At 39.0% G+C, this 24,873-nt stretch carries 22 protein-coding genes; all 22 read left to right on the top strand.

The features are described from left to right. The first annotated feature begins 570 nt into the window (after positions 1–570). Positions 571–1,758, top strand: coding sequence for an MFS transporter (locus AC2TFD_RS09685; protein ID WP_335512861.1), 1,188 nt, complete (start codon positions 571–573; stop codon positions 1,756–1,758). A gap of 114 nt (positions 1,759–1,872) precedes the next feature. Continuing rightward, positions 1,873–2,625, top strand: a complete 753-nt coding sequence (locus AC2TFD_RS09690; RefSeq protein WP_335512859.1) for an SDR family NAD(P)-dependent oxidoreductase — start codon at positions 1,873–1,875, stop codon at positions 2,623–2,625. 24 nt (positions 2,626–2,649) lie between these two features. Next, the gene (locus AC2TFD_RS09695; RefSeq protein WP_484675501.1) at positions 2,650–3,477 is read left to right on the top strand and encodes an SDR family NAD(P)-dependent oxidoreductase; all 828 of its coding nucleotides are present in this window, start codon (positions 2,650–2,652) and stop codon (positions 3,475–3,477) included. Between the two features lie 58 nt (positions 3,478–3,535). Beyond that, positions 3,536–3,682, top strand: a complete 147-nt coding sequence (locus tag AC2TFD_RS09700) for a hypothetical protein (protein WP_335512856.1) — start codon at positions 3,536–3,538, stop codon at positions 3,680–3,682. A gap of 100 nt (positions 3,683–3,782) precedes the next feature. After that, a complete protein-coding gene (locus tag AC2TFD_RS09705) occupies positions 3,783–6,074 on the top strand; it encodes an arylsulfatase (protein ID WP_484675502.1) in 2,292 nt (763 codons plus the stop codon). A 492-nt stretch (positions 6,075–6,566) separates the two neighbouring features. After that, entirely contained in the window at positions 6,567–6,908 is a 342-nt protein-coding gene (locus AC2TFD_RS09710; protein WP_335567440.1) for an SPASM domain-containing protein, read from the top strand. A 227-nt stretch (positions 6,909–7,135) separates the two neighbouring features. Further along, complete coding sequence (locus AC2TFD_RS09715; protein WP_335567439.1) at positions 7,136–7,984, top strand: alpha/beta fold hydrolase; 849 nt, start codon at positions 7,136–7,138, stop codon at positions 7,982–7,984. A 137-nt stretch (positions 7,985–8,121) separates the two neighbouring features. Next, positions 8,122–8,781, top strand: coding sequence for a GntR family transcriptional regulator (locus AC2TFD_RS09720; RefSeq protein ID WP_335512588.1), 660 nt, complete (start codon positions 8,122–8,124; stop codon positions 8,779–8,781). A gap of 36 nt (positions 8,782–8,817) precedes the next feature. Further along, positions 8,818–10,011 carry an acyl-CoA dehydrogenase family protein gene (locus tag AC2TFD_RS09725; protein WP_484675503.1) on the top strand — a complete coding sequence of 398 codons (1,194 nt, stop codon included), beginning with the start codon at positions 8,818–8,820 and terminating at the stop codon, positions 10,009–10,011. A gap of 73 nt (positions 10,012–10,084) precedes the next feature. Then, the gene (locus AC2TFD_RS09730) at positions 10,085–11,038 is read left to right on the top strand and encodes a VOC family protein (RefSeq protein ID WP_335512591.1); all 954 of its coding nucleotides are present in this window, start codon (positions 10,085–10,087) and stop codon (positions 11,036–11,038) included. Between the two features lie 50 nt (positions 11,039–11,088). Continuing rightward, a complete protein-coding gene (locus AC2TFD_RS09735) occupies positions 11,089–11,568 on the top strand; it encodes a flavin reductase family protein (RefSeq protein WP_335512593.1) in 480 nt (159 codons plus the stop codon). Positions 11,569–11,754: 186 nt separating this feature from the next. Next, positions 11,755–13,611 (top strand): V4R domain-containing protein, encoded by a 1,857-nt coding sequence (locus AC2TFD_RS09740; protein WP_484675504.1) that lies wholly within the window; start codon positions 11,755–11,757, stop codon positions 13,609–13,611. Between the two features lie 197 nt (positions 13,612–13,808). Next, on the top strand, positions 13,809–15,131 hold the full coding sequence (locus tag AC2TFD_RS09745) for an MFS transporter (RefSeq protein ID WP_484675505.1): 1,323 nt from the start codon (positions 13,809–13,811) through the stop codon (positions 15,129–15,131). A gap of 330 nt (positions 15,132–15,461) precedes the next feature. After that, on the top strand, positions 15,462–16,301 hold the full coding sequence (locus tag AC2TFD_RS09750) for an alpha/beta fold hydrolase (protein WP_335512599.1): 840 nt from the start codon (positions 15,462–15,464) through the stop codon (positions 16,299–16,301). 21 nt (positions 16,302–16,322) lie between these two features. Beyond that, positions 16,323–17,276 (top strand): VOC family protein, encoded by a 954-nt coding sequence (locus AC2TFD_RS09755; protein WP_335512601.1) that lies wholly within the window; start codon positions 16,323–16,325, stop codon positions 17,274–17,276. Positions 17,277–17,563: 287 nt separating this feature from the next. After that, on the top strand, positions 17,564–19,063 hold the full coding sequence (tcuA, locus tag AC2TFD_RS09760; RefSeq protein WP_484675506.1) for an FAD-dependent tricarballylate dehydrogenase TcuA: 1,500 nt from the start codon (positions 17,564–17,566) through the stop codon (positions 19,061–19,063). Positions 19,064–19,254: 191 nt separating this feature from the next. Next, positions 19,255–20,451 (top strand): acyl-CoA dehydrogenase family protein, encoded by a 1,197-nt coding sequence (locus tag AC2TFD_RS09765; protein ID WP_335512605.1) that lies wholly within the window; start codon positions 19,255–19,257, stop codon positions 20,449–20,451. A gap of 50 nt (positions 20,452–20,501) precedes the next feature. Beyond that, positions 20,502–21,338, top strand: a complete 837-nt coding sequence (locus tag AC2TFD_RS09770) for an adenylyltransferase/cytidyltransferase family protein (RefSeq protein WP_335512607.1) — start codon at positions 20,502–20,504, stop codon at positions 21,336–21,338. Further along, positions 21,335–22,207 (top strand): isocitrate lyase/PEP mutase family protein, encoded by an 873-nt coding sequence (locus tag AC2TFD_RS09775; RefSeq protein WP_335512609.1) that lies wholly within the window; start codon positions 21,335–21,337, stop codon positions 22,205–22,207. Before AC2TFD_RS09770 ends, AC2TFD_RS09775 begins: the two co-directional genes overlap by 4 nt. 17 nt (positions 22,208–22,224) lie before the next feature. Then, complete coding sequence (locus AC2TFD_RS09780; RefSeq protein ID WP_484675507.1) at positions 22,225–23,646, top strand: FAD-binding protein; 1,422 nt, start codon at positions 22,225–22,227, stop codon at positions 23,644–23,646. Positions 23,647–23,663: 17 nt separating this feature from the next. Beyond that, complete coding sequence (locus tag AC2TFD_RS09785; RefSeq protein WP_335512613.1) at positions 23,664–24,392, top strand: SDR family NAD(P)-dependent oxidoreductase; 729 nt, start codon at positions 23,664–23,666, stop codon at positions 24,390–24,392. A 31-nt stretch (positions 24,393–24,423) separates the two neighbouring features. Further along, positions 24,424–24,870 carry a GlcG/HbpS family heme-binding protein gene (locus AC2TFD_RS09790; protein ID WP_484675508.1) on the top strand — a complete coding sequence of 149 codons (447 nt, stop codon included), beginning with the start codon at positions 24,424–24,426 and terminating at the stop codon, positions 24,868–24,870. The last annotated feature ends 3 nt before the right edge of the window (positions 24,871–24,873 follow it).

Raw genomic sequence — 24,873 nt, forward strand, 5'->3', positions numbered from 1 at the left:
TTTCATTTATTAGAATATAACATATTTTCTATTATTTTTAATGAGAATACGTAAAAAAAATTAATGTTTTTTACGTATTTTATTGAATGCGTTTACATTCTAAACAAAACGCCACTTTGTCTATTTTATTATTTTGATATAGTGTATCGCTATACTTGATAATAAAATTACAGATTACGATTACAATCTGACCTTCACAATTTGATGAATCCAAAAAAATTAGCTAAAAAACGTTGGAATTCCAATGTTTTTTTTGTTTTATTAAGGATAATGTATCAATAATTATTCGGAATTTAAAAAATATTATGAAAATATTGACAAGCATATTTTGCAATTGTAGAATTACAGTTAGCAAAAGAAAGCGCTCTTTTTACGGTTTTCACCGGTAAAAACGTAAAAAGTAGAAAATTAAAATTTTAGTACTTATTAAACTAAAATTTTAGCATGTTGTTATTGCTGGCCACAATGGCAACAAAGAAATTATTCAATTGTAAATGAAAACGGTTTCACGCATCTTTTTTTACTTGGTTTAAATAAAGATGTTAATACAAAATAAGGGGAGGATAAAAAATGACAAAAAATATCAGTAAAAATATGCTTAAATTTTTGGTCGTCATTCTAGCTTTCCAGGATGTAGCTGCAGGTGTAGCCGGTTCTATCATGGCGGATATTATTAAAGCATTTCCTGAGTACGATCCCACGATTGTCATGCTGGTTGCTACTTTCCCAGGATTAATTCAAATTGTCCCAGCACTTTTTTATGGAAAACTTACAAAAGCGTTTAAAAAGAAAACACTATTATTGGTTGGTTTGACTTTATTTATTGTTGGAGGAACCCTCCCTACATTTATTGATAGCTTACCATTAATTATTGCAATGAGAGGACTTCTTGGGCTTGGTGTAGGGATAACAATGCCATTATCGATAGATGTTATCACGGATTTCTTTGAGGGCAGGGAAAGAGATTTCCTCATCGGGTTTGGAACTTCCACGATTGCTTGTATTGGAGCGATTTTCTTCCAATTAGGCGGTGGTATATTAGCAGATTCCTTTGGCTGGCAATATGGATTCCTAACTTACCTTTTCCCAATTTGGATACTGGCGATTACCATGTTATATCTACCTGAACCTAAGAAGAAACAGCAAACAGAAGCAAAAACTAACGCTAAGGTTAAGCTGCCTAAAGCAATCTATTGGGTATGCTTAGGACAGGTATTTTATTCAGGGCTAATTTTTGGTTATGTTACAAACATTTCTGTTGTTATTCAAGGTGATCAATTAGGCAATGCGACTGAGGCTGGTTTGGCTATATCGGTATTCACATTTGGAACACTGTTGGCTGGGATGGCGTTTGGAAAAATTAAACATGCACTACCAAACTTCTACCTTCCAGTCGGAGTTTTAGTGACTGGTTTAGGTATGGCCATCTGTTATTATTCACCAACATTAACCATGATTTTTATTGGTAGTGTTATCGGCGGCTTTGCAATGGGAATTGGAATTCCTGGTGTTTTTACTAAAGTTTCGGAACTTACTCCTGTCGGTGCACCTCCGCAAGTAGGTTTAGTTGTAGTAGGTCAGGGATTAGGCGGTATCTTAGGACCATTTGGATTTCAAGTTGTCCAGAATATTTTCAATCAAGATATTGGTCGATTCCCATTAGCCATTAGTGCAGTAGGATTAATTATTTTGGCCCTGATTTGGGCGGTAACCGTAAAGAAACCGAACAGGGATTTAGAGGTTACGTTAAACTCATAAACAACTATTTAAAATTGAAGACATCTCATTCTTTTTACTTTAGTGAATTAATTTATTCACTATTAATTAATTGAAAGAGGTGTCTCTATTTTTAAAGAGAAAGGGGAGATTAAGGTGGAAAGTATTATAAAACGACTTAAAAATAAAGTTGCTATTGTTACTGGCAGTACTTCTGGAATAGGTGAAGCAACTGCTAAACTATTTGCAGCTCAAGGAGCTAAAGTTGTTGTATCAGGAAGAAGGAAAGAAAAAGGAGAAAAAGTGGTTGAAGCCATACATAGACAGGGTGGAGAAGCCATTTTTATTCACGCAGATATGATGGAGGATGAACAAATTGAAAACCTTGTGGCGGCAACTTTAGAAACATATGGCCAAATTGATATTCTGGTAAATAACGCTGGGAGAATTATTGAAAAACCATTTGTAGAATTTACAAAAAATGATTGGAATGAATTCGTTACACTAGATGCATACTCCTATTTCCGTACAATGCAGCTTGTACTCCCTCATATGGAGAGCAGGAAGACTGGAAATATTGTGAATGTAACGTCTTTAGCGGCTTTAGCTGTCATGCCAACCCATGCTCTCTATAGTTTTGTGAAAGCAGGAGTAACGCATATGTCGAAGGTAGTGGCAGCGGAATATGCAGGTAAAGGCATTAGAGTGAACTCCTTATTACCAGGGGTCGTATATACGGATATGATTGCGGATAATCCAAATACACCGAATATGGAAAAAATTATTCCAATGGGCAGAATGTCAACCCCTGAGGAACAAGCTAAAACGTTATTATTCCTTGTATCTGATGAGTCTTCCTATATGACAGGTACGTCCATCGTTTCTGACGGCGGTGTGAGAGGAATCTAACAAACAAAATATGGGGGAATGAAGATGTTATTAAAAGATAAGGTTGCGATTGTTACTGGTGGTGCAAAGGGTATGGGTGAAGCGATATGTATAAGATTTGCTGAGCAAGGTGCCAGGGTTATTATAGCTGACCTTGATTTTGAGCTTGCGATGAAAGTTGCTTCTAACATTAATTCGTTGGGTGGCCAAGCACGTGCCTACAATCAAGTTGATGTAACGGACACTGCCACGATTAAGAGTGTGGCCGATGCAACAATTGAGGAATTTGGAAGAATTGATATATTAATTAATTGTGCGGGTGGAACCTTTGGCGCAAACGGTACCAGTGAGAATATTAATATGAAAGATTGGAATAAAACAATCGAGTTAAATCTAAATGGCACCTTAAACCCGATTATGGAAGTTTTACCGCATATGAAAAAACAAAACTATGGAAAAATCGTAAACTTCTCCTCTATGGGAGCCTTTAATGCCTATACAGTGGTATTGCATTATCATGCTGCAAAAGGCGCGGTCGAGAGTTTAACTCATAATCTTGCATTCGAACTAGCCCCACTTGGTATTCATGTAAACGTGATATCACCTGGGCCTATTATGACTCCATTTTGGGATGAACTCATGCCGCCGGGTCCAGAGAGAGATCAGTTTACGGATGCTCTTTCTAAAAAAGAAGTTCCAATGCAAAGAATGGGGACGCCTGAAGATATTGCAGGAGTCTGTTTGTTTTTAGCATCTAGTTTATCTGATTATGTAACCGGCCAGAAAATTAATGTTGGCGGAGGTATGGGGAACATCATTTCACATAATTCTACTTTCCTTTCATCAGATGAAAATAAACAAGTGAATAAATAGTAAGACTTGGATATATGTAACATTTTAACGAAGCATTTGATAGAAAAGAAGAATGATAGTGACTAGATTAAAAGGAAAGGTAGCAATCATTACCGGGCCTGTAGAAGTTGCGCTTGCAAATGAAGCTGTTAGAAAGAATCTAATGGATCAACTTCCACTACAAAGATTTGGGAAGGTAGAGGATGTTGGATACGGTGTTTTATAGCTGGCTTCAGACGAATCTGCATTTGTGACGGGCTCCGAATTAGTAATTGATGGCGGCACTATGGCTGGTGCTAGACTTACTGAATAGAGGGGGAAACACGTTGGATAACCGATTAAAAGTATTGAATAAATCTCCATTTCAAAAGTTAACCGTATTGGCGTCTGCCTTGGCATTATTATCAGGATGTTCATATAAGAACTTTATGGAGCAGGAAGTAAAAGCAGAAACAAATAAAACAAATGTACAGAATAATAAAGGGACGCAGAAGGAGGGGGAAGACTCTTCGAAACCAAATATCGTTTATATTGTATTAGATGATTCAGGGTTTTCCGACCTTGGAAGTTATGGTTCCGAAATCCAAACACCCAATCTAGATTGGTTAGCGGAGAACGGGCTGCGCTACAACAATTCTCATGTTACACCAGTTTGTTCACCAACCCGTGCAGCTTTATTAACAGGGCGCAATCCTCATGATATTGGAATGTCTACTGTGGCCAATTTTGATATGGGTCCAGAATATCCGAATAAACGAGGACGAATTTATCCTGAGGCAGGCACGATAGCCGAGGTACTTAAAGAGGAAGGCTACAATAGCTATACATTAGGGAAATGGCACCTAGCACCATCTCATCAGTTAACTCCTGCCGGTCCATATGAAAACTGGCCGCTTGGGAAAGGCTTTGATCGGTTCTACGGAATACTAGAAGACTCTAGTGATCAATATAGGCCAGAGCTTGTTCAGGATAATAGTTTTATTGATGTCCCGGAAAAGGAGAACTATCATTTCTCGGAGGATATCGTTAACAAAGCCAATCAGTATGTTACCGATCATGCATCTGTGAACCCAGAAAAGCCCTTTTTCTTGAATTTAGCGTTTGGCGCCCAGCATCAGCCTGTTCAGGTGCCGCAGAAATACATTGATATGTACAATGGAAAATACGATGAAGGCTGGGATAAAATCCGGGAACAAAGGTTTAAGAAGCAAAAAGAACTAGGAATTATTCCAGAAGATGCCGTGCTTGCACCGCTTAACCCAGGAGTGAAACCATGGGACCAACTTACGGAAGTCGAAAAAGAAACGTTCACACGATTCCAGGAAACTTATGCTGGTTTTTTAACGCATACAGATGAACAAATTGGCCGATTTATTGATAATCTGCGTTCTGTTGGAGAATTGGATAATACGATGATTGTCTTTTTATCCGATAATGGAGCAAGTTCAATGGGCAAGGCTACAGGTTCGATAAATCATACAATGGCCTACAACGATATGCCGGAAACACTCGACTATGTGGTCGAAAATATTGATAATTTTGGAACGGATAAAGCAAAAGTTGAATTTCCGGCTGGCTGGGCTCAGGTAAGTAACACTCCATTTAAATTATATAAGTCAACAATGTATGAAGCTGGAATCAGAACACCGCTGATTGTATATTACCCGAAAGGCATTAAGGATAAAGGGGAAATCCGAGATCAGTATGTTCACGTAAGTGATATCACGCCGACTGTCTATGATATAGCCGGAATAGAATTGCCGCAAGAAATAAAGGGAGTAAAACAAATACCGCTTCAAGGTGAGAGTTTTGCTGAAACATTTGAAAATGCAAAAGCTCCTGGTAAGAAAACCCAATATTTCGAAAACAATGGGCAGCGTGCCATGTACCATGATGGCTGGAAAGCAATCGCTCGTCATACAAAAGGACAGCCGTACGAAAATGATGTTTGGGAACTTTATCATTTAGCTGAAGACCCTTCTGAAACAAATAACCTGGCAGCAAAAGAGCCAAAAAAATTAAAAGAACTTCAAAATTTATGGGATAAAGAGGCAAAGAAATATGATGTTATCCCGATGACTGACATAATGGGTGACGGGTTTTTAGTTATGCCTAGTGATTCTAATCGTAATCGTAATACCTTCACCTTCTATCCCGGCATGTCACTGCTGCCAGAAGGGGCAGCACCCTTTATCATAAACCGTCCATATTCGATTACAGTTCCAATTAATCGGGAAAGCTCTTCTAATGAAGGGGTACTAGTGGCACTAGGAAACTATGAGGGCGGTTATACCCTTTATATTAAAGATAACAAACTAGTTTATGAGTATAACATAGGGACAAAAGTTTATCGGATTGAAGCTGTTGCTCCTAATGGCCAATCAACCATTAAATATGAGTTTACCCCTACCGGACTTCACAAAGGAACAGGCAGTCTTTATATTAACGGGGAGAAAACAGGAGAAGTCACGATCGATCAAACTCATAAATTTAAAATAAGTTTTGAAGGATTGGACATCGGTAGAGATACACATTATCCTGTGAGTCCAGCTTATGAAAATGAAGGGGAATTTAAATTTTCGGGGGAACTCGAAAAAGTGGTTTACGAACTAAAATAAAAAATTTAGGGTCCAGGAAAAGTAAAAAAGCCAGTAACATCCATCTGTGTTACTGGCTTTTATTTTAAAGAAACGAGGGTTGAAAAAATGGAGATAACGAAAACCCAAACAAAAGGCTTTCATATTCTAGCGAAACCATCTGGCCCTATTTGTAACCTCGATTGCCAGTACTGCTTTTATACAGAAAAAGAAGCTTATTGAGGCGATAAGACTTGGGCTCCGTCATGCCGCCCCACCTTCTGTAAAACAGGAAGAAGCCCAGAAAGAGGTTTCCAGCTGGACCGTAGAATCAGAAAAATATGGAGACTTTCTTATTGCTATTTTCGATGAGTGGGTCAGAAAAGATGTTGGTAAAATCCATGTAATGAACTTTGAGCACGCTCTAACCTCATGGTTAGGACTTCCTGCCCTTCCACATGTTTTTTTGCTGAAACATGTGGAAGGGCAGGAATTGTTGAACACAATGGTGATGTGTATCCCTGTGATCACTTTATGTATCCAGAATATAAGCTGGGCAATATTTTTGATGACACGTTTAATGAGATGATTGATTCAAATAAGCAACTGGCGTTCGGAGAAAATAAGAAAACATCACTTCCAAAATACTGCCAAACCTGTGAAGTTCGTTTCGCTTGCAATGGAGAATGCCTAAAACAACGCTTCCTATTAACACCCGATGGTGAACCAGGGTTAAACTACTTGTGTGCAGGTTACAAAAAATACTTCCACCATATTCATAGATATATGAAGGTAATGGTACAACTAATTGAAAATGGTTTGCCTGCCGCTGAAGTTATGGAGGTCATAAAAAGACCGCTTATTGTTAAAAGATGATCCATTCAAAAAATCAGATTTAAAAGATTTAACTGGAGTAAAAAACGAAATAAAAAATATTTAGAATTAATTGACAAAATAGAAAACGGCAGGTAAAATTACAGTAGATTAATGAAAACGCTTTTTTAATAGTTTAACACTGTTTAGATGGTGTAAATGAAGAGACTAAAATTTTAGTTGGGAAATTTTAGTTAAAAATTCATTTTAGAAAGAGAGGGTAATGAAAAATGGCTGAAGTTATAAAAAGAAAAATTCAAACCGGAAACTATCAAACTCTTATTAATGAAGCTGGAGATAGTAGATCATCAGAAACCATTATATTTCTACACGGCAGTGGGCCAGGAGTAAGCGGAGAGTCGAATTGGAAAGAGATCTTACCTCGTTTTCAAGAGAAATTCCATGTGGTAGCACCAGATATTTTTGGTTTTGGAAATACAGATCATCCTGAAGAATATCCACAAAATGGCGCAGAGTGGATGAATATTCGGGTTAACCAAGTGCTTTCATTAATGGATGCATTAGAAGTTAAAAAAGCCCATTTAGTTGGAAATTCCTTAGGCGGTGTGATTGCACTTCACCTTCTCATGTACGCACCAGAAAGATTCGACCGCGTAGTTTTAATGGGAGCAGGAGGCGGTTTGAAAGAACCTACCCCAGAACTTGCTAAATTAGCAAATTTCCATAAAGATCCTAACCCTGTTGCATTTAAAAATTTATTGAGCTGGTTCTTATATGATAAGAGTATTCTAGAAGATAAATTGGAGAAAATCGTTGCAGAACGTTTAGAACTATTCTTAAGACCTGATGTGCGCAAATCTTATTTAGAAAATTTCTCAAAATCACATTTATCTGATATGCTCGTGCCTCCTTCTGCACTTAAGCAAATGGAAAATGAAATGCTGCTCATTCATGGTCACCAGGATCGATTTGTACCGATTGAAAGCAGTCTTTACGTAATGGACTATTTACCAAATGCACAGCTACATATTTTCAAGCGTTGTGGACACTGGGCACAAGTAGAGCAAAAGGAAAGATTTATCAAACTAACATATGATTTTTTCAGCGGTGAAATTTAAAAATAGTTCATTAAATGAAAGTTAAAAGGTGATACACCGTTGATCTCACTTTTCTCCTATAATATGGTAGACTCACTGAGTAAATACTAATATTATAGGGGTAACAAAACAAATTGAGAATTGAAGGGTGTATTTAGATGAAAATAGATCAGGCATATCGCTATATTAAAAGACAAATTATTGATGGAGTTTGGAAACCTGAAACCGTAATCAATGTCAATGAAGTGACCGAGTATTTAAAAATGAGTAGAACCCCTGTACACAAGGCTTTGACAAAACTTTCGGAGGAAGGCTTTTTATCTATCATTCCCCAAGTTGGCGTGTTTGTAAAAAGACCAGAAACGGAAGAAGTACTGGAACGATTATTGGTTTGTGCGAATTTGGATGCCTTATTGACAGAACATGCTGCAAAAAAAATTACCGACCAGGAACTTTCTCAATTGTTTCAAACATTGACAAAGATGGATAATCTAGAAATCTCCGAAGAAGAGTACGCCAACCTCAACATAGAATTTCATTCAATCATTTATAGGGCCGCTAAGTTGTCGTTTACGTTTAATCTTGCAAATCAGTTATGGGATTACTTAAATTATGTTGGGAATCCAGAAATGTTATTTACACGTGATCGTAGAAAACAATCACAGGCGGAGCACTGGTTAATTTATTATTGCTTAAAAGAGGGCGATACTAAACTAGCAAAAAAGCTAACGGAAAAGCATTTAATGCGAATTGCAGAAAGTGTCAGCGTGAAATATCAGAGAATGGATTCGACTGAGGAAGTGGTTAACGAAAGTTAACCTGGTGTGACAAACCATTTTACGGGAGGTCTTTTTATGAACCAAAGTGTATTGGAAACGAAAAATGAATTAGTGGATAGAGCAAGGGCTCTTATTCCTAAACTGCGTGAGTTTAGTCAAGATATTGATAAAAATAGTAGAATACCAGATGAGATTGTTGAGGACTTGAAAAACAATGGACTCTTGAAAGTACTTCGGCCGCATATGTTTGGCGGCTATCAGACAAACATGAGGGCGTTTACCGAGGTGGTTACAGAAATTTCCCGCGGCAATGGCTCAGCAGGCTGGTTCGTATGTCTCAGTAATATTCGTGATTATATGATTTCCTATACCTTTGGTGATAAAGCCTTAAATGAAATCTATAATGGTGGCAAAGACCCCGTGTTGGCTGGAAACTTTAAGCCTATTAAGTGCAATATCAAAAAGGTTGAGGGCGGATATTTTGTTGAGGACGCCCAGTGGCCATTTGTTTCTGGAAGCCCTCATGCAGACTGGTGCTACTTTGGTTTTCCATTAGCAGATGAAAATGGCGGTATGGAAATGGCCATTATGGTCATACCACGCGAGGAATTAGAAATTATTGATGATTGGCATGTTATGGGATTAAAAGGATCTGGCAGTAATAGCTGCAGAATACAAAATGTTTTTGTTCCAGAACATCGTGTATCACTGGACCGGTTAGCGAGCAAAGGTCATTATCTAATTGATCCGCTAAAAGATGTTTCATTATATAGATCCTCCTTTGTACCTTCCCTTACACTATCAATTGTAGGGCCAGCATTAGGGCTCGCGAAGGCTGCTATGGATATCTATATGGAAAGGCTTCCGAAGGCTGGAATTGGAAACACCTTCTATGCTAAACAAAATGAGGCACCTATTACACATCACCAAGTTGCCCAAGCTCAGTTGAAAATCGATTCCGCTGAAATGCATTTATATCGTGCTGTGGATAAAATTGATAGCTATGCTGAACGCGGGGAGGTTATGGATACTGTTGAAATTGTAAAGGTGAAGGCAGATTTTGGGTATGTAAATCAATTATGTAAAGAAGCAATCGATCTTTTAGTTGCAGGAGTCGGCTCCATGTTTACCTATCATAATAATCCTTTACAGTTAGTTTATCGTGATTTTTTTGCAATGCATTTACATGGTTTTATTACACCTTCGAGTTTGATTGAAACATATGGAAGAGTCTTATGCGGTCAAGAGCCAAATACTTATTTTGTTTAATTACGTATTATTCAAAATGAAAGGGCTTTCTAGTTTCTAAATATTTAAAAAACAATATATAGGAGGGGTAAACATGAGTTTACCAGAAATCGCAAAGTTAGGTCACGTAGCGTTAGTTTCAGCAGATCTTGAAAAGTCCCTTTGGTTTTTTAAGGAATTAATCGGTTTAGAAGAAACTGAGGTAGTAAATGGCACTCACTATTTACGTGCTTGGGGAGATTTTGAACACCACACACTCTCCATTACTGCTGGAGAAAAATCTCATGTGGATCATATCGCTTGGAGAACGAAACGTCCGGAAGATGTAGAGCAATTTGCCAGCCTTCTCAAACAAGCTGGTACAGAAGTTAAGTGGGTAGAAGCTGGAGAAGAAGCTGGTCAGGGCAGGGCCATTCGTTTTAAATTACCTAGCGAACATCGCTTTGAACTTTATTATGATATGGAAAAAACATTAGCAGAACCTTCTAAGCGATCAGTGTTAAAGAATCAGACCTATAAATCTTGGGCAAAAGGCTGTTCACCGCGAAGAATTGACCATGTTAATATTCTATCATCATTAAAGGCGAATGTTATTTCAGATTACTTAATGGAGAAACTTGGATTTAAAATGAGAGAATGTGTTCAGGCTCCAGATGATTCCTTGCTTGGTGCTTGGTTAAGTGTAACACCTCTTGTTCATGATATTGCAGTCAGCCATGACCCGTTCTCACCATCAACGCATCAGATTCATCACTTGTCTTACTGGCTTGACAATGCCCAAGACCTTCTACGAGCTGCAGATATCTTAAGTGAGCATGGACTCAAGTTTAAAGGTCCTGGTAAGCACGGTATTTCCCAAGCGATGTATATATACGTTGTCGACCCAGGCAGTGGGGTACGCGTAGAATTATTCACGAATGGTTATTTAATCTTTGAACCAGATTGGGAGCCAATTGTCTGGACTTTAGATGAAATGGATGTTGGTTTTACGTTCTGGGGAGATCAAACTGACACCTTACCAGAAAATAATCCAACGATTGAAGCTTAATAGATTGGTAAGTGTCTAGAAAACTACTAAACAGAAAAGAGGTACTATATATGGATGATCGTCAATTTCGAACTGCAATGGGTAAATTTGCTACAGGTGTAACGGTTATTGCAACAGAGTTGGATGGGGATGTACATGGTATGACAGCAAATGCCTTCATGTCCGTTTCACTTGATCCAAAATTAGTGGTAATCTCAATTGGTGAAAAAGCTCGGATTCTTGAAAAGATTAAACAAAGCAAAACGTTTTCAGTCAATATTTTAGCAGCAGACCAGCAAGAGCTATCTATGATTTTTGCTGGACAATTGAAGGAACACCGCGAAGTGGAGTTTGACCGTCTTGATGGAAAACCGGTTCTAAAGGGTGCAGTTGCACAAATTGCTTGTGAGGTATCTGCTGAACATCTTGAAGGCGATCACACGCTATTCATTGGACGAGTAACAGATATTCATTTAGAAGATGCTGAACCTCTAATTTTTTACAGTGGCAAGTACCGATCATTAGCCGAAGAAAAGGCTGTAACAGTATAATTAACAAATATTAATTCCAGCTTATCCAAATTCTTCAAAATGTAGAAAATGGTGCTGAAATGAAATAACATGTGTAAAAATGAGGACTCCTTGTATGTAAAATGTAAGGAGTCTTTATTTAATTAACTAACAATATGAAATCAATCTTATTAATACTTAATCTTTAATGGGGAAAAAGGTGAGTTTATGAAGGATAACTCAGGCAATCTACTGGAACCAAACTACATAGAAGATGGAAATAAAAAAATTCTAACCACTGCTGGAGCCTTTGGACTTTTACGTAAGGGAATAATAGAGAACTTAGGGTCAAAGAGAGCCAAGGGGTTTTTACTTCGTTATGGTTGGAGCTTGGGCGTCAGTGATGCAGAAGAAGCAATGTTAACGAGTACCGCAATAGAATATCTTATTAAACAAGCCTCGGTTCTCCATTTAGGTACAGGGCATATTGGAGATGTCCAGACTGAAAGATTTATTGAATTGGTTGATTCAGAAAATATTAAAACAATCAGAGCAAAGGGAAAGTGGATTAATTCATTTGAAGCACTTGAGCATCTTAAACATCATGGAAAATCAGATACACCTATATGCCATACTCTAACAGGCTATGCAAGCGGCTATATGTCTACGATTTGTAAAAAGAGTGTAATTGTAAAGGAAATAAGCTGCATCGCCAAAGGGGACCCAGAATGCCGTTTCGAGATGAAGCTCAAAGAGGATTGGGGAATGGAGATTCAAGAAGAGCTAAAATTCTATCATGAATCAAACATTATTGAAGAATTAGAGTATACCTACGAACAATTGTTAGAGCAGCGCAATTACATCGATAAGGTATCCAAATTTCATAAGAAATTAACAGAAAGTATATCAAATGGAAGCAATTTGCAGGATATTGCCGATTCTACATTTGGATTATTAAAAATACCTATATCAATCGAGGATTTGAGCTTTCAAAAAATTGTTTTCTCGGGAATGGAAGAGGCCGAGTATAGAGTCTTGAGTAAAGAATTGAAAGAAAGTTTAATTCGAAAAAATCGAAAAAGCAACAAACCACTTCCTCAATTTAAAGAAACAACAAGGTTAATAACAGAAAACCAGGAACGACTGGTCACTCCAATCATCGTGCAAAAAAAGATCATTGGATATTGTACATTTATATATTTAAAAGATGCAGAGAAAAGCTCTGAGAATAATATTATGTTTATTGAGAGGGTAGCCAATGCAGCCTCCTTATACCTATTAAATGAAAAGACCAGCTTTGAAGCGCTTGAAAAAATGAAAGGGTATTTTTTGGAACAAATTCTAAAGGGTCAATATTCTTCTAGGGAGGAAATCATTAATCGCGGCCGTTATATGGGGGTTGACCTTGAAACTCCGTTTTTTATTGCTGCCATCGACTATAAAGGAAATGGTAAGAGTGCCAAAGACAGCACCGATCATTATGACCAAATGTTAGAATCTATTGCTAAGTACCTTGACATTCAGGGATATAAGGCGCTAATCGGACAATATGAAGGTAAAATCATCATGCTGATACCAGAGTCGTCCAACATATTACCAAATATGGAAAAAATCTTAAAACATATTGAAACCACCCATTCCTCTTACAATTATAAAATTGGGATTAGTGACAAATCGGAGGAAATTGAAAATGTTTTGGAGAATTTGGATGAATCACTAATCAGCCTGAGAATGTCCACGGAAAAGAAAATTATTCATTTTACAGATTTAGGGATTGTCGGTATCCTAATTAATTCGAAAAATGTCAGCGGGATAAAGAAAATTGCGAAACAGGAATTAGGGCCTCTTTATAAATTGGGAGAGAGCAAACAAAAAGAATTATTGAAAACACTTTATGTTTTTTTATCAAACGGCGGAAAACTCCAACAAACTATGGATGATTTGTCCTTATCAATGAGTGGACTGATGTATCGAATTAACAAGATTGAAACATTAATCAATAAAGATTTACGAGATTCATCACAAAGTTATCAGTTACTGCTGATTCTAGATTCACTTTTAGCTTTAGGGGAGCTAGAGATATAGAAATAGAGAGTTTTGTTGGTTGAGCATTCATGTTTTGATTGCTCTTTTCTTCTGAGAAAATATCAAAAACCAATATAAATTAGTTGAAAATAGTAGAAAGTCCAATGTTTTTTACTCTGGTTTATATATTTGTAATTTTCTAAAATTTACAAATGTAAGGGTTTCCCCTTTAATGCAAGAATCTAGGAGGGATTTATTTGAATCAGGCTACTGCTATTAATACTGTTGAAAGAAGTACTGTAAAGAAAACAATGAAAAGAATACTGCCATTTATTTTAATACTCTATGTCGTTGCTTTCTTGGATCGGGTGAATTTGGGATATGCAGCTTTAGAGATGAATGCCGATTTAGCCTTAACGGCGGAGGCGTTTGGATTATTGTCTGGATTATTCTTTATCAGTTATTTCCTCTTTGAAGTCCCAAGTAACCTTATTTTGCACAAAGTTGGTGCACGGCTTTGGATTGCCCGTATTATGATTACTTGGGGTATTGTCGTCGTATTAACTGGGTTTATACAATCAGCCACCCACTTATATATTTTACGCTTTTTATTGGGGGCGGCAGAAGCAGGATTTGTCCCAGGGATTATTCTATATTTAACTTATTGGTTTAGAGCCCGTGAAAGAGGCAAGGCAACTGCACTCTTTTTCGTTGCCTTGCCATTAAGTGCTTTAATAGGTGCGCCTCTTTCTACCTGGATCATGGATACAGTGTCTTGGGGAGGATTAGCGGGGTGGAGGTGGATGTTTATTTTAGAAGGTATACCTGCATTTCTATTAGGAATTGTGGTTTTGTTTTACTTAACTGACCGTCCTGTTAACGCCAAATGGTTAACAGAAAAGGAAAAAACATGGCTTGAAGATGAGCTTATAAAAGAAAGAAAATTAAGTGCAAAATTAAATAAATCATCACATCTTGGTATGTTAAAGGAATCGAAGGTTTGGAAATTAGCTTTATTTAACATTGCTGGTTTTGTTGCGGTGAATGCACTCTCGTATTGGATGCCTACAATCATTAAATCACTATCATCGTCTGCTACAACTAATTTGCAAATTGGCTGGCTGGCTATGATTCCTTCTATTATTGCGATTCCAGCCATACTTTTTACGGGCTGGAATGCAGATAGAACTGGCGCACATAAATTGCATTTAGGTGCATGTGTGACGATAGCAATGATTGGATTCATTGGTTGTGCATCCGTTTCAACCGTACCGCTGATGGTGTTAATGCTGTCGATTACTTCAGCAGGACTTTATGGGATATCCGGAACATTCTATGCCTATATCACGTTTTTCTTTTCTGAATCTACGGCACCCGCTGGGATTGCTTTAGTAAGTACACTTTCTTCGCTTGGCGGTTTCTTGGGTCCAATGTTAATGGGTATTTTTGAATTTAAACAAGCAATGTTTATCATTGCCGGGTGTTTACTTGTCAGTCTAGTAACTCTATTTACCCTAGGATTAGTGAAGAAGGACCAGAATGATATAGTCGATCAAGGAGCAGTAAAGATTCCGAATTGACTTCAAGTAATAAGTCATCGAATCCAAAATTATTTTGACCCATACTGGCTGTATTTTATGAAAATACACTCAAGTTCACGTGAATTTCAGTGTTAATCTGTCAAAAATCCAACAAAAAACTACTAAAAAAAATCTAAAAATCAAATGATTTTATTCTAGAAATTAGTGATTAAATTTTCTAAAATTTCAGTAACAGATAAACATCACTAGATACATAGATAATGAAAAAGTAGTTATCTAAGTACGAATGTTTAATTAAAAAAATGTAAGGGATTTCATCCGTGGGGGATTTTCAGAAAAATTTTTATTTTCAAGGAGGAGAATGACAAATTGACAAACATTACTCAACAATCTATTAAAACTTCTAATTTTGAAACATTTTTAAATCGAGCTGGTAAAGGAAATTCAGAAGTGATTTTATTTCTACATGGCTCTGGACCAGGTGTTACATCCTTCGCCAATTGGCGCTATGCCTTAAATGACTGCAGCGAAACGTATGACTGTCTGGCACCGGATCTTTTAGGTTTTGGAAACAGCAGCCATCCAGAGACACTGCCAAAAAACAGACAGGAATGGATGGACTTATGGGTCAAACAACTGATGGAGCTTTTAGATGAATTGGATGTTCAAAAGGCTCATTTAGTTGGGAATTCACTGGGATGTTCGATTGCATTAGAACTTTTATTAGAACATCCAGAGCGATTTGACCGCGTGGTGTTGATGGGACCTGGAGGAACACCAAATACCAAATTAAGCGCTGAGCTTGCCCGTGCCAAAGGGTTTTATAATAATCCATCACCAGAGAAATTACGTCAAATCATGAGCTGGTTTGTATATGATGCGGAGGCCATGGCCCCAATCATTGATGCGATAACGGATTATCGCTATGAAACAGCGATGAAACCAGATGTTCGTATTTCCAATGATTCTATTTTCGCAACAGCTGCTGTCCCTGTACCTGTGACCGCCCTAAGAAGAATTCAACATCCAGTACTTCTAGTGCATGGACGGGATGATATGGTTTGCTCTGTGGAGTCCAGCTATTATTTTCTATCACATATTCCGAATTCACAACTGCATGTATACGGTAATTGTGGACATTGGACACAAATTGAAAAGCAGGAAAGCTTTAATCACTTAATTCAAAACTATTTTTCTAATAAAATCTAATAATCTAAGGAGGAATAAAAAATGACTTTACCTGAAATTGCAAAGTTAGGGCATGTCGCACTCGTAACACCTGATCTTGAAAAATCACTATGGTTTTTCCGTGATGTGATTGGGCTAGAAGTAACGGAAGAGGTAAACGGTACGTATTATTTACGTGCTTGGGGTGATTTTGAACATCACTCCCTATCATTAACTCCAGGGGATAGAGGGTATGTTGATCACATCGGCTGGAGAACGAAGCGCCCTGAAGATGTAGAGGGTTTTGCCCAGCTTCTCGAAAAAGCGGGAACGGAAGTAAAATGGATAGAAGCAGGTGAAGAAGCGGGTCAAGGGCGGGCAATTCGTTTTAAACTGCCAAGTCAGCATTCCTTCGAAATCTATTATGATGTAGAAAAACCACAAGCGGATGAAAAAAGACGTTCAGTTTTGAAAAACCAAACATACAAGGCTTGGGCCCGTGGCTGTTCACCTAGAAGATTTGATCATGTAAATATTGCTACTTCAATGGATGTCCAAGAAATCCTTGATTACCTAGGAGCTCAATTAGGCTTTAAACTGCGTGAATATGTGCGATATAACAAAGAAAAAACCCTAGCGGGCTGGATGAGTGTTACGCCGCTGGTTCACGATATAGCAGTGATCACGAGACCACAGGCAAAAACACCGAACCAGCTTCACCATATTTCATATTGGCTCGATAATGCACAGGATGTCTTACGGGCAGCAGATATTTTAAGCGAAGAAGGCATTAAGTTTATTGGCCCAGGTAAACATGGCGTTTCTCAAGCTCTATACCTATATGTGATTGATCCTGGAAGCGGCTGCCGTGTTGAATTGTTTAGTAATTCTTATTTAATTTTTGAACCTGACTGGGAGCCTGTTGAGTGGACAGAAGAGGATCATTCAATAGCCAACACCTATTGGGGTGACTCTGTAATGGATAAGGAAATGAACAAACCAACAATCGAGGCATAAAGAAAAGCGGAAGCGCCCTGGTCAGCGGCGTATGGCCTGGAGCGCTCCAACTGAGATAAAGGAAACACGAAGAGCCGGAGGCGCATTCGTGCTTGACTTATCGTAGGTAGGTAAAAATCCTGAAGGGATTTTTACTCGCGGAGAGCGAAGGACACTAGCCGCTAGGGCGCTGGAGCTGGACAGTAATCTATGTTCAAAAATTATACTTACTTATTTGGAGAAAGCTGACTCAAAAGTAAACGAGTCAGCTTTTTTAAAAGAATTTTTTGGGAAGAGAGGCAGATAGAATGAGTGACATCAAAATTTATGAGACAGATATTGTGGTAATTGGTGCAGGAAATGCTGCGATGAGCGCAGCCATTTCTGCAAGGGAAAATGGAGCCGACGTCCTCGTGCTTGAAAAGGCACCTGAGGCTGAAAAAGGAGGGAACAGCACCTTCACCCATGGTTCGATTCGGTTTGCCTATAACGGTGTCGAAGATTTAAAAGAAATAATGCCCGACCTTTCACAAGAAGATATTGATTCTTCGGATTTTGGAGTCTATAGCGAAGAACAATTCTATGATGATATGTGCCGTGTTACTTCGTTTCGGACTGACCCAGAATTAGCCTCCATTCTTACCGAAAAAAGTTTTGAAACCATGAAATGGCTTACAGGCCACAAGGTAAGGTGGGTGCCTATATATGGTCGGCAAGCCTTTAAAGTAGACGGTAAATTTAAGTTTTGGGGCGGTATGATTGTTGAATCAGTAGGCGGGGGGCCGGGATTGGTCGAAGCGCTTCATAAAGAAGCGTCCTCTTTAGGGGTTCAGATTCTGTTTGATGCGATGGCGGTGGAACTGATCCATGATGACAATGGTGTACACGGTGTGATTTTTAAACATAATGGCAAGAGTACAAAAATCCTGGCGAAAGCCGTTATATTGGCTTCTGGCGGCTTTCATGCGAACCCTGAAATGAGGACCCGGTACTTAGGACCAAAATGGGACTTGGCCCATGCAAGGGGAAGCCGTTTTAACACAGGAGAAGGTATTCAAATGGCGCTAAATATTGGTGCACTATCCGCCGGCAACTGGTCAGGCTGCCATTCAGTCGGAGGGGACCGTTATCTGCCAGATTTTACAGAAGGCTTTCAAAAATTAAGTTACCCCTTTGGAATCATGGTAAACGCTGATGGTAAACGCTTTGTCGATGAAGGTTCTGATTTCCGCAATTACACCTATGCGAAATATGGAAGATTAATATTGGATCAGCCGGGACAATTCGCTTGGCAGATTTTCGATCAAAAGGTTTCTCATTTGCTTCGCGAGGAATATAAAGGCAGACAAGTGACTAAAGTAAAAGCCGCTACGTTAGAGGAATTAGCGGAAAAACTTGAAGGTGTTGACGCGGATGGTTTTTTACAAAATGTTAAAGAATACAATGCATCTGTCCGTAAAGATATCCCGTTTAATCCAAATATCAAGGACGGCAGATGCACAGAAGGGTTAGCAATCAAGAAGTCAAATTGGGCGAACACATTGGAAGATGGCCCGTTTGAGGCCTATGCGGTTACCTGCGGTATAACCTTTACGTTTGGCGGTCTGAAAATTAATACTGCAACGGAGGTTCAGAATCTGTTATCCGAGTCCATTCCGGGACTATATGCTGCTGGTGAGGCGGTAGGGGGTCTATTTTATTTTAATTACCCGGGGGGTGCAGGGTTAATGGCAGGATCCGTATTCGGAAAATTGGCAGGTGAACATGCAGCTCATTTTATCAAAACAAAGGAAACGATAAATTCGTAAAAAAACTTTACTAATTTCTATTCTTTGGGACAAAACGGCAGATTTATGTTTAGAAAACCAATAAAAGTTATCTAAAAATGTTTCAAACTTGAAAGGTTTTTACCCTTTAAATTAATTTTATAATTTTCTAAAATTTAACTAAGATCTAAATCGAATAAGAGGAATAATAAAGTTGAAAAGGAGAATTTCAAATGATAAATGTTGCTCATAGTGATACTTTTCTTGTAGAAAAAGCCAAATCTCTTGTTCCAAAACTAAAGGAAAGAGCAAAAGAAACGGAAGAAATCCGTCGAATACCTGAGGCGACGATCAATGAATTAAAAGAAGCGGGGCTTTTTAAGCTGTTGCGCCCAAGTATTTATGGCGGTTATCAAACAAGTATGAGAACCTATTCAGATTGTATTGTGGAAATTTCACGCGGCTGTGCTTCTACGGGCTGGATTCTCTCGCTTTGTGCAATTCGGGAACTTATGGTAGCGGAATCATTTACAGAAAAAACGCACCAAGAAATCTTTGGAGAGAATGAAGATAATGTCCTTTTTGCAGGTGTATACGAACCTAGAAAATGTATTGCCCGAAAAGTGGACGGTGGATATTTAATCGAAGAAGGGTTCTGGATGTTCTGCTCGGGTTCGCTCCATGCGACTTGGGGATACTTCGGTATGGTAATCAGAGATGATGAAGGAAACCTTGTGGATCAAGCCTTAATGACAGTGCCTTTTGAAGAAGTTGAAATTATGGATGACTGGCATGTTATGGGCTTGAAGGGTACAGGGAGTAACAGTGTGAAAATGACAAACGTATTTATCCCAGAACACCGAGTGGTTTCTTTTGCAGAAGTGCTAAATGGACAATTTAAATCAGATCATTTACGCGATATCCCGCTCTATAATACTGCACTTTTTCCAGCTTTAGCATTGTCTTTGGCATTACCGGGCTTAGGTTTGGTAAAGGCAGCGTTAGAATTTTTCCAGCAAGTACTGCCTAATCGAAAAGCTGCCCATATTGGTGTAGAAAATTTAATTGATTCACCGACTCTCCATGCATTACTTTCAGATGCTGCTTTGAAAATTGATACCGCTTCCATGCATTATTACCGTGTGGCGGATGAGCTAGATGCATGGGCTGCCAGCGGTAAATTCATGGATAAGCCAGCACGAGTTAAGGCATTAGCAGATATCGGTTATGCCAATCAAGTAAGTAAGGAAGCACTCGATATTTTAATTCTAGCCAGCGGTTCTGGTTATGTATATGAAGGTCACCCGCTGCAAAGAATTTTCCGTGATTTTTGGACGCTCTATTCACACAGAACGATTTCACCGTTAATCACCAAAGAAAATTATGGCCGCGTTTTAGCAGGCTTAGAATCAAATGCACTAAGATATTAGGATACTCCTAATCTATCAAAAAATTCTTAATCAAGAAGAAAGGAGACTGTATGGAAAAGATTTATATTAACCATGATAATTTGGCAGATTGGCAGGGAAAAGCAAATGCATGTGTAATGGCACTTGGTTTTTTTGATGGACTCCATTACGGACATCGAGAAGTAATTAAAACGGCTTTACGGATAGCGAAAGAAAAGGGTGTGCAGCTTGCTGTTATGAGTTTCTTTCCACATCCAAAGTCTGTCTTGTCCAATGGGGAAAAACAAGTTGATTATTTAATCCCCCTTTCTGTTAAGGAAAAAATTCTTCGGGGACTTGGTGTTGATACGTTTTATATTGTTGAATTCACTAGGGAATTTGCCGCTCTTTCACCTGAACAATATGTTAAAGATTATCTGGTCAATCTTGGGGTTATCCATGCAGTCGCCGGTTTTGATTTTACTTATGGTTCTAGGGGAATCGGAAATTTAGAGCGTTTGATGAATGATTCCGGGGGAATCATTGATGTGACAAAAGTGGAAAAGGTAGCATGCCGCGGCGAGAAAATAAGCTCTACCTGCATTCGTGAAAGATTAGCTGCAGGCAATGTAGAGGAACTGCCAGATTTTCTTGGCTGCTGCTATGAAGTAGAAGGAATGTGGGATGGTCAAACATTCAAGCTGAATCCATACTATACACTTCCTGCCCCCGGAAAGTATGCGGTAAGCATTAATATAGGAAATTTATCAATGCTTACAGAAGTGAATGTGGTAGAAAAATCTCTTAAACCTGTTACAGAACTGCCGCTATATATGTTTGGGAGGCTATCGATTGTTTGGCAGCAGCGTATCTCTGAGGAGGCTCCCTCTTCTCGTCCTATTTTAAAAGTTGGAGGATTAACTCTATGAATAAATGTCAAGTTTTTCAAAAACTGCTTCGTGAACCAGGTTCCTTTATCCTTCCTGGTGCCTATGATGCGATGTCAGCAAAGTTAATAGAAGAAACTGGCTTTAAGGCGATTTATGCTACGGGAGCTGGAATATCTAATGCACAGCTTGGCTGGGCTGACGTAGGACTTACCTCTCTTAAGGAAGTGGTTGATATCGTTGCCAGAATGGCCGATGTTACCAATGTTCCGATCGTAGTAGATGGAGATACTGGGTTCGGAAATGCTATCAATGTGATTCGGACGGTAAAAGAGTTTGAACGTGCGGGTGTCGCTGCCATTCAGATGGAGGATCAGGTATCACCAAAGAAATGCGGTCATTTTAACGGAAAAGATGTCATTTCGAAAGAAGAAATGGTAGGAAAAATTAAGGCTGCCTTAGATGCCCGAAAAGATGAAAATCTGGCAATAATGGCACGGACTGATGCAATTGCTACAAATGGCCTTGAAGACGCCATAGACAGGGCTTTTGCTTATTACGAAGCGGGTGCAGATATTATTTTTGTCGAAGCACCAAATACCATTGAAGAATTACGGCAAATTACTAGTTCACTAAAAGGAATCCCACAGGTTATTAACTTAGTAGAGGGCGGTAAAACCCCACTTATTTCTTTAAAAGAAGCAGAAGAAATAGGTTTTAAAATCATGCTGTGTGCAAATACTGCACTTCGTTCCGCTATTAAAGGAATCACTGAATCTTTAAGAATTTTAAAAGAAGAAGGCTCTCAGGAAAATTTATTACCTTTAATTTGTACCTGGGAGGAAAGACAATCACTTTTCAAACTAGATCAAATCAAAGAGTGGGAAAAGAAGTATTTATATAATAATTAATCTAGGAGGTTACGAAAGTGGAGAGAGAATTGGATTATGACATTGTAGTAATTGGCTGTGGTGTGGCAGGAACAGCAGCAGCTTTGTCCGCTGCGGAAAGTGCCAAGAAGGAAGGAAGAAATTTACGAATTGCGATCTTAGAACGCACGGATTACGATCATCGGGGCGGAAATTCCAGATGGACAGCCTCTTACATGCGAATGAAGAATATTGATGAAATCGCAGACAACTTTGTAGAAGATATGATGGCATTCTCAGATGATTTCTCCGATAGGGAGTACATAGAAACTCTCGCAGAAAACGCTGGAAGTACGCTGCGCTGGGTCGAGGAAAAAGGGGTAGATTTCGATTACCTGCCAACGATGTTTTTAACTTCTTCAAAACCGCGGCTTCTCCCAGTTGGCGGAGGCCGGGCAATCATTGATACATTATCGCGCCGTGCTGGCGGACTTGGTGTCGAGATTATTTATGAAGCGACTGCTTGGAAATTACTCCTTGATGATGAAGGTGCGATAAATGGACTCATGGTTCGTGTTAAGGGTGGAAATTCTCTTCAGCTGAAAGTCGGCGCTGTTGTTCTTGCTGCTGGAGGATTCCAAGGAAATCAAGAAATGATGGCACAGTATGTCGGAAGAGATGCGCATAAGATTCGTACAGTAGCCGAAGGCGGCCTTTATAACAAAGGGGAAGGTATTCGGATGGCAATGGAAATAGGGGCGAAAGGAGCGGGTCAGTTCGATGCCTTTCATGCTGAACCAGTTGACCCTAGAAGTAAGCGGGAAGAAGCAGCCGTTATGACCTACCCTTATGCAATTTTGGTTGATAAAAATGGCAACCGTTTTGTCGATGAAGGAATTTCCACGGTTGACGAGCAATATGAAGCAGTAGCCCGCAAAATCTTCTACGACCTCCCTGACCATATCGCCTATATGATCAGTGACCAAAAAATGTACGACATTCCGAATTATGAACGGGCAATCGAAACGGATAAACCGGCGATTGAGGCCGATACACTAGAGGAATTAGCTGTGAAAATTGGGGTGCCTGCAGATCATTTAATTGCAACAGTAGAATCCTTTAATGCTGCTGTACAGCCAGGAGAATTCCACTGGGATAAGAAGGACGGAAAACAGGCTGTTGGAATTTATCCGCCAAAATCAAATTGGGCCATAACTATTGATAAGGCGCCATATATTGCCTACCCTATTGTCTGCTCCAATGTTTTCACGAATGGAGGCATAGCTTCTGATACAAAAGGAAGGGTTTTATCGCAGGATGATGATGTAATTCCTGGATTGTATGTCGCAGGTGAAACTGCAGGTCTATACTATGGAAAATATCCTGGCGGCACATCCGTACTTCGCGGCTTGGTGTTTGGTAAACGTGCAGGTGAGCATGCAGCTTCTTACGTTAGTAGTGATAAAAAACTTGAGGTGTAATGAAGGGGTGATGATTTTTGGATTTAAAAAATAAAGTTGCGTTTGTAACTGGCGGCGGCAGAGGGATTGGCAGGGAAACCTGCTTGCTTTTAGCAAAACAGGGGGCAAAAGTAGCTGTATTTTCTCGTAGTTTAGCAGAAATATCGGAAACGGCTGCTTATATTAGGGAGGAACTAGATGGCGAAGCAATTGCTCTTGCTGGTGATGTACGCTCTGAGGAAGATGTGAACAAAGCAATTCAGGAGACGGTAGAAAAACTCGGCAGTATTGATATTTTAATTAATAATGCTGGTGTTATGCTACTAAAGCCATTCGATGAAACGAGTGTTGAAGAGTGGGACTTTGTCCAAGAAATCAATACCCGCGGTGTGTTTTTATGTGCGAATGCAGTAGTACCGCAAATGAAAGAGAAAAGAAATGGTGTCATTATCAATGTATCATCGATTTGGGGAACAAAAGGCGGTCCGGACAGAAGTGCCTATATTACCTCTAAATGGGCAGTAATTGGATTTACAAAAGCATTAGGAGAAGAGCTAAAACCATTCAATGTTAGAGTAAATGCGGTCTGCCCAGGCCCAGTTGACACAAAGATGATGGAAGATATTGCTCCGGATGTTAACAAAGATAATTGGCTGCATCCAATTGACATGGCAAATGTAATTGTTGACATGTGTCTGCCAAAAATGAAAGCCGTATCCGCGACAGTAATTGAAGCATTTGGGAATGGAAGACCAGTAAATTTATAAACTAATTTGTTGATAGAAAAGGGGAAATAAAATGGAAAACTTTACAACAGCAATTGAATCAAAAAATATTAGCCTAGCGTTAGCAAATAAAATGTTAGAAGCCGCATTAGCAAAGGGGCAAGAACTAGGAATTCCATTCAGTATTGCAATTGTGGACAAACCTGGTAACTTAAAAGCATTTTATGCAATGGATGGTGCACCAGTACTTAGCCTTGAAATCGCTCAAAATAAGGCGTTTTCTGCTGCAGCCTATAACCGCGCAACACATGAATGGTATGACAGGTTAAAAGACGATCCTCCATTATTGCATGGCATTGTTCACACGCCTAGATTAGTTATTTTTGGCGGTGGATATCCAATCAAAATCAATAATGAGCTAATTGGTGGATTTGGAGTAAGCGGAGGTCATTATTCACACGACATGCAGGTATGTGAAGCAGCGTTAGAAGTGTTAAAAGCTTTTGAATCTGAGGAGTGAGAA

This window comes from Neobacillus sp. plas4 (assembly GCF_057221695.1).

Excerpts from the sequence above, each read along its gene's own strand:
- AC2TFD_RS09740 (WP_484675504.1), top strand. The coding sequence starts at position 11,755 with ATGAAGGATAACTCAGGCAATCTACTGGAACCAAACTACATAGAAGAT.
- AC2TFD_RS09685 (WP_335512861.1), top strand. The coding sequence starts at position 571 with ATGACAAAAAATATCAGTAAAAATATGCTTAAATTTTTGGTCGTCATT.
- AC2TFD_RS09735 (WP_335512593.1), top strand. The coding sequence starts at position 11,089 with ATGGATGATCGTCAATTTCGAACTGCAATGGGTAAATTTGCTACAGGT.
- AC2TFD_RS09770 (WP_335512607.1), top strand. The coding sequence starts at position 20,502 with ATGGAAAAGATTTATATTAACCATGATAATTTGGCAGATTGGCAGGGA.
- AC2TFD_RS09695 (WP_484675501.1), top strand. The coding sequence starts at position 2,650 with ATGTTATTAAAAGATAAGGTTGCGATTGTTACTGGTGGTGCAAAGGGT.
- AC2TFD_RS09755 (WP_335512601.1), top strand. The coding sequence starts at position 16,323 with ATGACTTTACCTGAAATTGCAAAGTTAGGGCATGTCGCACTCGTAACA.
- AC2TFD_RS09720 (WP_335512588.1), top strand. The coding sequence starts at position 8,122 with ATGAAAATAGATCAGGCATATCGCTATATTAAAAGACAAATTATTGAT.
- AC2TFD_RS09730 (WP_335512591.1), top strand. The coding sequence starts at position 10,085 with ATGAGTTTACCAGAAATCGCAAAGTTAGGTCACGTAGCGTTAGTTTCA.
- AC2TFD_RS09725 (WP_484675503.1), top strand. The coding sequence starts at position 8,818 with ATGAACCAAAGTGTATTGGAAACGAAAAATGAATTAGTGGATAGAGCA.
- AC2TFD_RS09715 (WP_335567439.1), top strand. The coding sequence starts at position 7,136 with ATGGCTGAAGTTATAAAAAGAAAAATTCAAACCGGAAACTATCAAACT.
- AC2TFD_RS09765 (WP_335512605.1), top strand. The coding sequence starts at position 19,255 with ATGATAAATGTTGCTCATAGTGATACTTTTCTTGTAGAAAAAGCCAAA.
- AC2TFD_RS09790 (WP_484675508.1), top strand. The coding sequence starts at position 24,424 with ATGGAAAACTTTACAACAGCAATTGAATCAAAAAATATTAGCCTAGCG.
- tcuA (WP_484675506.1), top strand. The coding sequence starts at position 17,564 with ATGAGTGACATCAAAATTTATGAGACAGATATTGTGGTAATTGGTGCA.
- AC2TFD_RS09710 (WP_335567440.1), top strand. The coding sequence starts at position 6,567 with ATGTATCCAGAATATAAGCTGGGCAATATTTTTGATGACACGTTTAAT.
- AC2TFD_RS09775 (WP_335512609.1), top strand. The coding sequence starts at position 21,335 with ATGAATAAATGTCAAGTTTTTCAAAAACTGCTTCGTGAACCAGGTTCC.